The sequence below is a fragment of the Mucilaginibacter sp. P2_D11 genome (genome assembly GCF_056404435.1).
Genome location: NZ_JBFUEA010000012.1, coordinates 60,618 through 73,809, shown reverse-complemented (window position 1 = coordinate 73,809; position 13,192 = coordinate 60,618). Strand labels below are relative to the sequence as shown.

Genomic DNA, 13,192 nt, shown 5'->3' with positions numbered 1-13,192 from the left:
AATCAATTTATGAACAAACAAATCTTGTGCTACGGCGAAGTTTTATGGGATGCCTTTGGCGATGTTAAAAAAGCGGGCGGTGCTCCTATGAACGTAGCACGCCACCTGGTGCAGCAAGGCAACAATGTATGGTTTGCCAGCAGCGTAGGCACCGATGCCTCGGGCAATGAGCTAACGGGCTTCCTTCAGGAGAATGGCCTTTTCAGCGATTTGATACAGCGCGACGAAAAGCTGCCTACCTGTGAAGTAACTGTACAGCTGGATGAAAATAACACCGCCACGTACATTATCCCGCAACCTGTATCCTGGGATAATATAGGCTTTACCGAACCTTTAGAAGCTACATCTAAAAAAGTAGGCGCCATCGTTTTTGGCAGCCTGGCCTGCCGCGAGCAAGCTTCTTTCGAAACCCTGCTCAACGTGCTTGATGAGAGCGACGCGCTTAAAATATTCGATGTGAACCTGCGCCCGCCGCATTTTACCATGAACACCATCGAAACGCTGGCTGCCCGTGCCGACGTAATCAAAATGAACGAAGAAGAAGCCGAGTTGCTTATACACGGCAGCAGCGGCGACCTGAAACAAAAGATAGAGGAGTTCCAAAGCAAGTTCCACACTAAAATCATTTGCGTAACCCGCGGCGAGCATGGTGCCATCATTTGGAACGATTACCAATATTACGAGCACCCCGGCTGCAAAGTTTGCGTGGTGGATACCGTTGGGGCGGGCGATTCGTTCCTGGCAACGTTTATTACGGGCTTGCTTAACGGCACCCCCATGCAAGCCCTGCTTGAAAAATCCTGCGCGGTAGGTGCCTATGTAACCACCCAGCGCGGCGCTAACCCGGTTTATAATGTTGATGAGGTGGTAGCACAGTTTTCGTAAGATAATAGCTCAGGTGCCATTTACAAATGAAACGAAGGCGTAACAGGGTCCAAAAATTTGTAGAAGATTTATTTGCCCGGCGATTTGACATTAATGGTGAAAAGCAAGTTACCATGAGAGAGTTCGTTGATGACCTTGCTATATTCCCAGAGTCAGAAGCTATGACCGGCGTTGAGCTAAGTGATACGGGTGGTTTAGAAATTGGCGAATCGCTAACTATACGTTCGATGAAAATTAAACGCATATCATAGCCGAACTACCCAGCGCGGTGCCAACCCGGTTTATAATGTTGATGAAGTGGTAGCGCAGTTTTCATAACGTGTGGGCTTGATACAATATAAGTCATTTTATGTTTTGATTTTCAGTTAGTTACAGATTCACCCGAGATAAATAACAAAATCTATAGGAATTGTAGTTTTTATAGCTACTTTTGTGATATAATCGTTCTTTAAAAATACTTATCCAGAAAGACAGAGGGAAAGGCCCTATGATGTCTTAGCAACCTGTACCGGCTTCGCGCCTGGTGTAAGGTGCTAATTCCTGCTCCGCCAATGCGGAGACAGATAAGCTGATTTAAAAGACAAACGGCGTTCGTAATGATGCCGTTATCTGCCGGCGGCTCCCCTTTCTTCCTCAAATTTTATTGGATAAGTTTTTACTATTGATTAACCGATAGCGTAATATTGCTATAAAAAATATTAAAATTAAAACTTACAACTATGAGCTTACGAATTGGCGATGAGGCCCCAAACTTTAAAGCACAAACATCCCTTGGCGACATTGATTTTTACGAATACCTGGGCGATAGCTGGGGCGTATTATTCTCCCACCCTGCAGATTACACCCCTGTTTGCACCACCGAACTAGGCAAAACAGCATCTCTTAAAGATGAGTTTGAGAAACGTAACGTAAAAGTTATTGCGCTGAGCACGGATAACACCGAATCGCACAAGGGGTGGATAAACGATATCAACGAAACCCAGGGCGTGGAAGTGACCTTCCCAATTATTGGCGACGAAAGCCGCGAGATATCCCTCGCTTATGACATGATACACCCCAACGCATCGCTTACGGCTACCGTGCGCTCGTTGTTCATCATCGGCCCCGATAAAAAGATAAAACTGATCATCAGCTACCCCGCATCAACCGGCCGCAACTTCCAGGAGATACTGCGCGTGATCGATTCGCTGCAGCTTACTGCTTACCACAGCGTAGCCACCCCGGCCGATTGGAAAGATGGCGAGCAGGTAGTGGTGCTGCCATCCATCAAAACAGAGGATATCCCCGCCAAGTTCCCCAAGGGCTTTGTAGAGGTGAAACCCTACTTACGCTTAACACCACAGCCGAATAAATAACAGGAAAAGCATAAAGTCGCGTGGCCGAGAGGATAGGCATAGGTCTGCAAAACCTTCAACGGTAGTTCGAATCTACCCGCGGCGTCAAATAAAAAGTGGATAATTTAGTTTTCAGAAAGCGACGGGCTGGGGAGCCTGTCGCTTTTTTATGGTTTGCCTCGCCAAACTTGATTTAAAGCCGGCAATACCCCAAATTTGAAGCATCGGTAACACACCAAACCATGGCAATAGAAATAAGGAAAGCCATCCCGGCAGATTACGATGGCATCTGGGAAATATTCTCGACAGTAATACAATCCGGCGATACCTACGCATTCGACCCCGAAACCACACGCGACGGCATGATGGAATACTGGCTTGCACCCAATATGCAAACTTTTGCAGCGATCGAGGATGGCCGGGTTGTGGGGACTTACTACCTTAAGCCTAACCAGCCTGGCCTGGGCAACCATACGGGCAATTGCGGTTATATGGTGCATCCCGGCGCAAGGGAAAAAGGCGTAGGCGGCATGCTTTGCCGGCATTCTGTAGACACGGCCACGGAAGCGGGGTACGTGGGTATCCAGTTCAACTTCGTGGTATCAACCAATGCAACGGCGGTAAAGCTTTGGCAAAAACAGGGGTTTTCCATCATCGGAACAACGCCAAACGGTTTTCGGCATCAGCAATTAGGTTTGGTAGACACCTATATTATGTATCGAGCGCTATAGGATATGTGCATCACCTGCATCATTTTTCCTTACGCACCAGGTGGTCATGCATCGCAGGTTTTGTACGTTGGTGGTTTTTATCGGCTCGAATAGCTTCCCGCCGAGTACCTGGGTGTATTCCAATAATATTTGTTCGTTTACCAGGAAACGCTCGCTGCCATCGGGCAGCAAGTAGCGGCTATTGCCCTGCGGTATAACCAAGTTTTCTATGCCTATATCCGATGCCAGTCGCGCAAACAAGAAGCCGCCGGGCCTTAGCACACGCCACATGGAGCGCAGCATGGCATCGAAATGGTTGCTATCCTGCGCAAAGTGCAAAACCGCGCTGCAGATAACCAAATCAAAGGAGGCATCGGCGAAAGGCAAATCCTCCGCCGGGCAGCAAGTAAAATTCCCTGCGGAATTAGCCGGGGCAAGCATTGCTGATAAGGCCTTTGCCCCGGTCAATGCATCCGGGTTTGGGTCGATACCGTAAACCTCAAAGCCGTTCTGCAAAAAGTAAACAATGTTGCGCCCGCCGCCACAGCCCACATCCAGCACCTTATGGCAGCCGTCGAAGCGCCCTTTCAGTAGCTGGTCGAACAGGTAGATATCGATATTGCCGTATAGTTGTTGCAGGTTGTTTTGCATAAGGTAAAGGTAGTGTTTGTCTGAACCGAAAGATGTGCAGATTTCAGATTTCAAATGTGCAGATGAAACATCACCACAGCATTACTGATTTTGTCAATCAAGGGAGCATCAGAATTTGCACATCTACATGCCTTTCTTACCCATTTGCACATCTGAAATCTGCACATCTGCATATTTAGCCGCTCATTTGCACATCTGAAATCTGCACATCTGCACATTTAGCCGCTCATTTTTATTATTTTCGTGCCCGCACATGCGCAATTAATAAAATGGACTATCAATTTAAGGATATAGAGAAAAAGTGGCAACAGTTTTGGGCCGATAACCACACCTTTAAAGCCGAAAATAAAACCGACAAACCCAAGTACTACGTGCTGGATATGTTCCCTTACCCAAGTGGGGCCGGGCTGCATGTGGGCCATCCGCTGGGCTATATAGCTTCTGATATTTTTGCGCGTTACAAACGCCTTAAGGGCTTTAACGTGTTGCATCCTATGGGGTACGACAGCTTTGGCCTGCCGGCCGAGCAATACGCCATACAAACCGGACAGCACCCTGCGGTGACCACCGAAGATAATATTGCCACCTACCGCCGCCAGCTGGACCAGATAGGTTTCTCGTTCGACTGGAGTCGCGAAGTGCGCACCAGCGAAGCTGGTTATTATAAATGGACGCAGTGGATATTTATGCAGCTGTTCAACAGCTGGTATAATAAAGATGCGGATAAAGCGGCATCGATTGACGACCTAATTGCGCATTTTGAAAGCAAAGGCAGCGCGGGCATCAACGCCGTTTGCGATGAAGAGATATTGAGCTTTACCGCCGAGGAGTGGAAAGCATTCACCGAACAGGAGCAACAAGCAGAACTGTTGAAATACCGCCTCACCTACCTGCGAGAAAGTACCGTAAACTGGTGTGCCGCTTTGGGCACTGTGTTGGCAAACGACGAGGTAAAAGACGGCTTTAGCGAGCGCGGCGGCTACCCTGTTGAGCAAAAGAAAATGATGCAGTGGAGCATGCGCATCACCGCATACGCCCAGCGCTTGTTGGATGGTTTGGACACCATTGACTGGCCGGAACCCTTGAAAGAAATGCAGCGCAACTGGATAGGCAAAAGCGTTGGGGCGAGTGTGAAGTTCCCCTTGGATAAATCTGCCCACCTCGCAGAGCTTGATACTAATTACATCGAAGTATTTACCACGAGGGTTGATACCATTTTCGGCGTAACCTTTATGGCAATAGCACCCGAGCATGAATTGGTTGCTGCTTTAACCACGCCCGGGCAGAAAAAAGATATAGAGGAATACATTGCCAAAACCAAAAAGAAAAGCGAGCTTGATCGTATGGCCGATACAAAAACCGTATCGGGCGCATTTACGGGCAGCTATGTATTGAACCCACTGAACGGTGAGAAGATACAGCTATGGATTGCTGATTACGTGCTTGCCGGTTACGGCACAGGCGCTGTAATGGCCGTACCAAGCGGCGACCAGCGCGATTATTTGTTCGCGAAGCATTTTGATTTGCCGATAGTGCAAATTCTCGACACACAAAACATCGAACTTGAAGCTGATCCTACCAAGGAAGGCAAATATGTAAATTCTGATTTTGTTAATGGCTTAGATTACAAAGATGCGACTTACGCTATTATTAAGACATTGGAAGGACTAAAATTGGGCAAAGCAAAGGTAAACTTCAGGATGCGGGATGCCATTTTTGGCCGCCAACGCTACTGGGGCGAACCCGTTCCGGTTTACTTTAAGGATGGCTTGCCCTACTTAATTGATGAAAGCGAGTTGCCATTGATATTGCCCGAGATTGATAAATACTTACCTACGGAAACAGGCGAGCCGCCATTAGCACGTGCCACCGACTGGAAACACCCTGAAGGTGAATACGAACTAAGCACCATGCCCGGCTGGGCGGGCAGCAGTTGGTATTGGTACCGCTATATGGATGCCCAAAACAATGAGGAGTTTGCATCTGCAGAAGCCATTGAATACTGGAAAGCAGTCGACCTTTACATTGGCGGGAGTGAACACGCTACCGGCCACTTGCTGTACAGCCGTTTCTGGAACAAGTTTTTAAAGGATATCGGCAAGACGCCCGAGGAAGAGCCGTTTAAAAAGCTGATTAACCAGGGGATGATACAGGGCCGGAGTAACTTTGTGTATCGCTTAGTACTTGATTATAGAGATGATACCGTTGAGATGTATTATTTATCAAAAAACCTTTTTGATAAATTTAGAGATTTAACATCGGGTAAGGATAAGGATAAAAATTTAAACGAAACCGTAGAAATAGCGCTGAACGCTTTAAACATAAAAATAACACTGAAAGGTAGGCTTTCATCATTTTCGAGTTATGGACTTCCCGTCGACGTAAATATTGTTACTAAGGACGTTTTAGATATTAACAAATTTCGAGAGTGGCGTAAAGAATATAATGAAGCGATAATTATATTGGAAGATAAGTCAATTTCTTACCCTCACGATGAGAATCGAGCCATATATATTTGTGGTTGGGAAGTCGAAAAAATGTCGAAATCCAAGTACAACGTTGTTAACCCTGACGATTTGATTGAGCGTTACGGCGCAGATACCTTGCGCATGTACGAAATGTTCCTTGGCCCACTGGAGCAAAGCAAGCCATGGAATACCAACGGCATTGAAGGTGTGTTTAAATTCCTGCGTAAATTCTGGAGGCTTTTCCACGATGCGGATTGGAATTTTAACGTAAGCAATGCCGAGCCAAGCAAAGCAGAGCTAAAATCCTTGCATAAGATTATCCAGAAGGTAGAGCAGGATGTAGAGCGTTTCTCGTTCAATACCTCCGTATCCAGCTTTATGATTGCGGTGAATGAATTAACCGACCTGAAATGTAACAAACGCGCCATCCTGCAAGATTTAGTGATCACGCTGGAACCCTATGCGCCGCATATTTGCGAGGAGCTTTGGGTTTTGCTGGGTAACCCGGCAGGTACCATATCTTACGCCGCATACCCTAAATTCAACCCGGCCTATTTGGTAGAGGATGAGTTTAGCTACCCTATATCCATTAACGGTAAAATGAAAACCAATATCCCGCTATCGTTAAGCCTCGGCAACGAGGAGATTGAGGCCACCATACGCGCGCATGCGGATGTGTTAAAATACCTGGATGGCAAAGAGCCTAAAAAGGTCATCGTGGTAAAAGGCAGGATAGTGAATATCGTGGCATAAAAGCGTCTGAACCGGGATTTTTCGCGGATGTTTATTTTTAACGGTGCTCAAGAAGGCTTTGCCGTTAAGCAGATTCATACGATTTATAGGATTTTGATTCTATTTTTTAAAATCGGAAAAATCCTTTAAATCCGTTTAATCCCGGTTCAGTTCAGACAAATATCATACAGCCCCGTAACCGTTTGCATTAGCAGGCAGTTATGGGGCTGTTTGCTGTCCGGTCCGCATGCCATTACCCGCAGCCTTTGCGTATTCAATACACTAAGTAACCTATGCCCGCACCTGTCACCACCCCACTGAGGGCCTTTTTACTTGTCGTTTATACAGCCATTTTTACGCCCTGCTTATTTCATCGCCTTTTATCAAAAAAAAGCTACCAAGCCCTAAAAATCAGTTCAAAACACTAATAACGGGCCTTTTTATAGCTGAAATTAATCTATTATTTATTTTTTATTAATGAACGCCTATTCTTTTGTAGCATAATATTAAACCAATTATCGCGCTTGCAGCCCCACCATTGGCAGCAGGCGATGTATCAAACCAACTATACAACTATGTACAATTACGACCTTAACCCCCCGTAAGTAAATTGCTGCACGCACAATTTATTGCCCCAGCCAGGCAAACCAACCCAATCAATCCTAAACATTAACGAGAAAAATATGAAAAAATTAAAATACTTAATTGTACTTCTCCTCCTTTCACCGCTTAGTTTGTTAGCCCAGCAAACTACTATTAGCGGGAAAGTGACAGACCTTGCCGACGGGGCCACACTTCCGGGGGTAAGTGTAAAAGTAAAGGGCACCACAACAGGTATCGTTACCGATTTGAATGGTAAATATACCATCACCGTGCCCAGCACCAGCGCTGTGCTGCAGTTTACTTATATAGGTTACACCACCCAGGAGATTCGGGTAAGCGATCTTAAAGACGGAACGGTTGCACTAAAAACCAGCAACAATAACCTCGATGAGGTTGTTGTGGTGGGTTACGCCACACAAAAACGCGAAACCATCACCGGTTCGGTATCTACCCTAAAAAGCAAAGAACTGGTACTTACCAAAAACGAAAGCGTTGTAAACATGCTTAGCGGTAAAATACCCGGTGTACGTATTGTACAACGTACATCAGAGCCCGGCGGTTATGCCAACAACTTAAACATCCGCGGCTTTCAAACAGCGCCTTTAATCGTAATAGACGGGGTGATCAGCGGAAATGATCAGGCAATTTTAGGCCGTATGGACCCTAACGAGATAGAGAACTTATCGGTACTGAAAGATGCTGCGGCCTCTATCTACGGTATTCGTGCATCTGGTGGTGTTATTTTGGTTACAACCAAAAAAGGCAACAAATCGGGCAAATTCGATCTTAACTATTCGGTTAACCAGCAATACCAACAATTCGTTGGCATGCCAGAAGGCGTTGGCGCGGTTGATTTTATGCTGCTCACCAACGAAAAAGGCAAACACAACTTTGATAACAACTTTGTAAGTGTTGCCCCCCCGGTTTATTCATACGCCGATATTCAACCATACCTGGATGGCACCCGCAAATCATCAGACTGGATTGGCCAGGCCTTTAAAGAATGGGCGCCGCAAATACAGCACAACCTCAACATCAACGGGGGTACCGAAAAGATAAGCTACTTCTTCAACTTCGGTTACCAGAAACAGGATGGTGTGTTTAAATCGGGCGATATTAACTACAACAAATATAACTTCCGCTCAAACGTTACCATGAACATTGCCAAAGGCCTAACCGGCCAGGTGCTTGCCAGTGGTTGGATGGATGAAAAAAATCAACCCTACCAGGATCAGTGGACCATCTACAAATACGCATGGAACCAAATCCCTATCAAGCAGATTTTCGCTAACGATAACCCGCTGTACCCTGCCGTTATAGACGATAACATGAACCCCGGTGTAGTAACTGACTCAGATAAGGGCGGCTTCCGCAAGTTCAAGAAAAAGAACTTTACCGGTCAGATGAACCTGCAGTACCAGATACCCGGCGTTCCCGGCTTATCCGCCAAAGCGTTGTTCAACCTTGATTATGGTAACGATGACAATAACATCATCCGCCGTTCGTACACGCTTTATACCTACAAAGCCGATAACGACAGCTACATACCAACCATAGCACAGAGCCCATCGCAAATACACCGCGAGTACTACACCAGGCAAAACACGCAAAGCCAATTATCATTAAACTATGTAAACACATTTTTTACAGATCATAACGTATCGGCTGCCTTAGTTTACGAACAAAGCCACCAAACAGGTGACGACTTTTACGCACAGCGCGATACCGAGCTCCCTATCGATTACCTTTTTGGCGGTTTAGCCAACAACGCCCAGCAAGGCGGTATGTACACCGGCGGCTTGTATGATATTGGCACCCGCAGTATCATAGGTCGTTTTAATTACGATTACAAAGGAAAGTACCTGGCCGAGTTCATTTTCCGTCGTGATGGTTCTAACAAATACCAGCCGGGGCCAGATCAGTGGGGATTTTTCCCGGGCGTATCACTGGGCTGGGTTGTTACCAAAGAGCCGTTCTTTCGTCAACTGGTATCAGAAAACATAATTACGAGCTTAAAGTTACGAGCATCATGGGGCCAAACCGGTGATGAGCGCGGTAACCCTTTCAACTATGTTAACGGGTACAACTACCCGGTAGGCTCTTATATATTTGGCAGTGGCGCGGTTAACGGCGCTACGCAAAAATTGGGTAACGCCGGCCTAAGCTGGGCTGTAAACACCAAAAAGAACATCGCGGTAGACTTTACCTTGTTCGGAGGTTCTGTTGATGGCAGCTTCGAAGTATTCCGCAGCGACCGTACCGGCTTAGAGGCTACCCCTGCTACCGCCCTGCCTGGTACCGTAGGTGCCGATGTACCACAGATAAACTTTAACAGCGATAGGGTACAGGGTTTAGATTTCAACATTGCTTACCACCAAAAATTTGGCCAGGTAGGATTGAACCTTGCAGCTAACGTGAGCGCCACCCGTGGACAGCGTCGCACCATTTTACAGGGCAACTTTGGCAATGCTTACGAAAACTGGAAAAACAACCAGGCAAACCGGTACACCAATATATGGTGGGGCCCTACTTACGAAGGCCAGTTCACCAACTACGATCAAATTTACAACTATCCTGTAAACACCGGTGGTGGCAACAACGGCGTAGTTCCCGGCGATTACTATTACCAGGACTGGAACGAAGATGGCCAGATAGATGGCAAGGATGATCACCCTATTGCTACACAGGATATCCCGCTTTATAACTACGGCCTAAACATTGGCGTAAACTACAAAAGTTTCGATATCAATGTTCTTTTGCAAGGTGCCAGTGGCATATACGTACAATACGGCGAACAGTTTGCGTCTCCGCTGATGTACAACCGCAGCGCGTTAACCCGTTTCCTGGATAGCTGGCACACCGCCGACCCAACAGCCAACATTTACGACCCTAACACCGTTTGGGTATCCGGTTTTTACCCTGCAATGGGTTCGCCTGATGCAAAAGGCACCAAGGCCATACAGAATGCGAGTTACCTGCGGGTAAAATCGCTTGAACTGGGCTACACCCTGCCAACAAACCTTTTGAAACGCGTAGGTGTGAAAAGGCTGAGGGTTTATGCAAACAGCTACAACCTGTTCACCTTTACCAGCCTTAAGAACTACGACCCTGAGCACCAGGGCCCAAGGCCGGGCGAAGATTTCGGCGTGGCCTTAGGCGGGTACACCTACCCAATGAACAGAACATTTAACCTGGGCGCAAACATCTCCTTTTAATTATTTGACATATGAAAATTATACATAAAATAATCACAGCGGTAGCTATCTGCGCGGGGGTGTCAGTAACCTCGTGCCAAAAATTAGATATCCCGCCAACCAATATCGTGGGCGCTGATGTTATCTTCGGCAGCGAAGCGGGGGTTAACTCTTTCCTGGCTACCGTGTACCGCGGTCTGCCCATCGAAGATTTCAAATACCGTCCCGATGGTGGTTTCCGCAATGGCGGTAACGATTGGGAGAACTTTTATAACTCCGCATCGGTAACGGGCGAAGAAGTGGGGCCTTTCGGCGGTTTCGATATTGGCGGCGGCTTCGGCTACTGGCCATACGGCGATATCCGCAGCGTGAACATCCTGCTTAAAGAAATCCCCAACCATGCAGGCGAGCTTACCCAAACCCGTGTGGACCAGATCTTGGGCGAGGGCCACTTCCTGCGTGCATATTACTACTTCGGCCTTGCTAAACGCTATGGTGGCGTACCTATTATTACAGAGCCGCAAGACCCGGGCGCACCGCTGGAAGAATTACAGGTACACCGCAACACGGAGGAACAAGTTTGGGATTTCATTGGTGCCGAGCTTGATTTAGGCTACCAGATGATGGCCGAAACCAGCGTTGCCGGTCGCGCAAACAAATATGTGGCGGCAGCCTTAAAATCACGTGCCATGCTTTATGCAGGTACTATAGCCAAATACGGTTCGGTAAACTTTGTTGATGGCGCAGCACGCTCAGGCGGTTATGTAGGCATAGATGCGGGCAAGGCAAACGGTTACTTCACCAAAGCTTTCGAGGCTGCCAAGCTGTTAGAAGGGCATTACTCGCTTTACAACAAAAACCCAGATAAAGTTCAAAACTACATCGACCTGTTCCTGAAAACCGGCGACAGCCCCGAGTCTATCTTCGTAAAGCAATACTCTATTGCTACCAATACGGCCCATAGCTGGGACGCTACCATGTCGCCCCGGTATATGACGGCTAACGCGCTTTCGCGCTCCTACCCTACGCTTGATCTGGTTTCGCTTTGGGGCGATTTGCCGATAACCAACGGTGATGGCACGCCAAAACGTTTCAACGATCGCGCCGAACTGATGGCCGGGCTTGAGCCTCGCTTATTGGCTACTGTATATTTCCCTGGCGCTACACTACGTGGCTTGACTTTCGATATGCAGCGCGGTATCTACCCATCATTCAGCGGCACGGCTGCTGCAGAGGTGGCAAAAGCTACCAATTCTCGTAGCTACATCCTATCTGGCGATACCAAAACCCTTTATAATGGCAAACAGGTTATCGGTTTCACCGGCTTGTGGACAGGTGGCGACGAGCTTACCCGTACAGGCTTCTATGTACGTAAATATGTAGATTACTCCAAAGCACAGGCAGCGGTAGACCTTAACCGCAGCGAGCAGCCATGGATGGACCTGCGCTACGCCGAAGTATTGCTTAACCGCGCCGAAGCAGCCATAGAGTTGGGCAACGCCGGCGACGCATTGACTTCTATCAACCTCATCAGGTCGAGAGCAGGCGCTGCAACTTATGGTTCTATCGACCTGGAGAAAGTGCGCAAAGAACGCCGCATGGAGCTTGCGTTCGAGAACCAGTACTATTGGGATCTGAAAAGGTGGAGAATTGCCGACGTGGTGCTGAACAACGCCCGCTTCAAAGGCCTGATGCCTTACTACGTTTTCAACGAAAACAAGTACATCTTTTTGGCCGAACCGGAGCTTTACCAGCGCAACTACAACTTTGATAAGCGCTTCTATTACGAGCCTATCCCGGGCGGCGAGCTGGGCAAAAACCCCAACCTGTACCCTAATAACCCTAATTACTAACGCTTAAAATTGATAGATATGAAAAAACTGATCAGTAGGATGTTGTTAGGCTTAACCGTAGTGGCGGCCACAGCATGCACTAAAATAGATAATTACGACGGGCCGGATGCCTCTCTAGAGGGCAACATCATATCATCCGAAGGGGGCAATTTGCTTACTTCGCAGGGCAGCACCCAAATAAGGCTGGAGCAGATCAGCTGGAGCGCTACGCCATCGCCGCAGGAGATACCCAGCAAATTCGATGGTACGTTTAAGGATACCAAACTGTTCAAAGGCAAGTACAAGATTATACCTAAGGGCGGCGCTTTCTGGCCAATTTATGATACCCTCACCGTGGATATCAACAAAGGCACCAGGCAGGACTTTACCGTTACGCCGTACATCGTAATCAAAAACTTCACGGCTACGCTAAACGGTACTACTTTAACCTTGAAGTATGATATCACGGCACCCATAGGTGCAGGTATGCCCACCATTATAGAAACGCAACCATATATCAATACCACTAAGCTGGTGGGCGCGGGTGCTTCTATCAGGGACTACTCTGATGTGTACAAAAAGAGCATCAATAAAGAGTGGGCCGATATGACGGCGGCGGATAAATCGATTACGATAGAAGTGCCAAACCTGGTACCGGGCCGAAAATTCTTCGCCAGGGTGGGCCTTCGTGTGAACGACAGCTTCAAAAGCTCGAATTTTTCGGACATCATAGAAATAAACGTTCCGCAATAATTAAAAGCAAACAGGCATGCTAAAACGCAT

The 13,192-nt window shown here is 47.4% G+C and carries 9 protein-coding genes, 1 tRNA gene and 1 riboswitch; of the genes, 9 read left to right on the top strand and 1 reads right to left on the bottom strand.

Features of this window, described 5'->3' with window-relative positions:
- The first annotated feature begins 9 nt into the window (after window positions 1-9).
- The 5 genes from AC1DXC_RS19045 (at window position 10) to AC1DXC_RS19025 (ending at window position 2,950) form a co-directional block, all read left to right on the top strand.
- The gene (locus AC1DXC_RS19045) at window positions 10-885 is read left to right on the top strand and encodes a carbohydrate kinase family protein (protein WP_477460763.1); all 876 of its coding nucleotides are present in this window, start codon (window positions 10-12) and stop codon (window positions 883-885) included.
- A gap of 26 nt (window positions 886-911) precedes the next feature.
- Window positions 912-1,136 carry a hypothetical protein gene (locus AC1DXC_RS19040; protein WP_477460762.1) on the top strand — a complete coding sequence of 75 codons (225 nt, stop codon included), beginning with the start codon at window positions 912-914 and terminating at the stop codon, window positions 1,134-1,136.
- A gap of 204 nt (window positions 1,137-1,340) precedes the next feature.
- Window positions 1,341-1,455: riboswitch (SAM riboswitch) on the top strand.
- Between the two features lie 149 nt (window positions 1,456-1,604).
- Window positions 1,605-2,240, top strand: coding sequence for a peroxiredoxin (locus AC1DXC_RS19035; protein WP_477460761.1), 636 nt, complete (start codon window positions 1,605-1,607; stop codon window positions 2,238-2,240).
- A 14-nt stretch (window positions 2,241-2,254) separates the two neighbouring features.
- Window positions 2,255-2,325, top strand: a tRNA-Cys gene (locus AC1DXC_RS19030).
- A gap of 136 nt (window positions 2,326-2,461) precedes the next feature.
- Complete coding sequence (locus tag AC1DXC_RS19025) at window positions 2,462-2,950, top strand: N-acetyltransferase family protein (RefSeq protein WP_477460760.1); 489 nt, start codon at window positions 2,462-2,464, stop codon at window positions 2,948-2,950.
- On the opposite strand, the gene AC1DXC_RS19020 is transcribed toward AC1DXC_RS19025, so the two are convergent.
- Window positions 2,945-3,580 carry a class I SAM-dependent methyltransferase gene (locus AC1DXC_RS19020; protein ID WP_477460759.1) on the bottom strand — a complete coding sequence of 212 codons (636 nt, stop codon included), beginning with the start codon at window positions 3,578-3,580 and terminating at the stop codon, window positions 2,945-2,947. The genes AC1DXC_RS19025 and AC1DXC_RS19020 overlap by 6 nt on opposite strands.
- 269 nt (window positions 3,581-3,849) lie before the next feature.
- Here AC1DXC_RS19020 and AC1DXC_RS19015 point away from each other — a divergent pair, with 269 nt between their 5' ends.
- The 4 genes from AC1DXC_RS19015 (at window position 3,850) to AC1DXC_RS19000 (ending at window position 13,162) form a co-directional block, all read left to right on the top strand.
- On the top strand, window positions 3,850-6,801 hold the full coding sequence (locus AC1DXC_RS19015) for a leucine--tRNA ligase (protein ID WP_477460758.1): 2,952 nt from the start codon (window positions 3,850-3,852) through the stop codon (window positions 6,799-6,801).
- 662 nt (window positions 6,802-7,463) lie between these two features.
- The gene (locus AC1DXC_RS19010) at window positions 7,464-10,598 is read left to right on the top strand and encodes a SusC/RagA family TonB-linked outer membrane protein (protein WP_477460757.1); all 3,135 of its coding nucleotides are present in this window, start codon (window positions 7,464-7,466) and stop codon (window positions 10,596-10,598) included.
- Between the two features lie 11 nt (window positions 10,599-10,609).
- Window positions 10,610-12,430 (top strand): RagB/SusD family nutrient uptake outer membrane protein, encoded by a 1,821-nt coding sequence (locus AC1DXC_RS19005; RefSeq protein WP_477460756.1) that lies wholly within the window; start codon window positions 10,610-10,612, stop codon window positions 12,428-12,430.
- A gap of 18 nt (window positions 12,431-12,448) precedes the next feature.
- Window positions 12,449-13,162: a DUF3823 domain-containing protein gene (locus AC1DXC_RS19000; RefSeq protein WP_477460755.1), complete on the top strand. Its 714-nt coding sequence runs from the start codon at window positions 12,449-12,451 to the stop codon at window positions 13,160-13,162.
- Window positions 13,163-13,192: the final 30 nt, after the last annotated feature.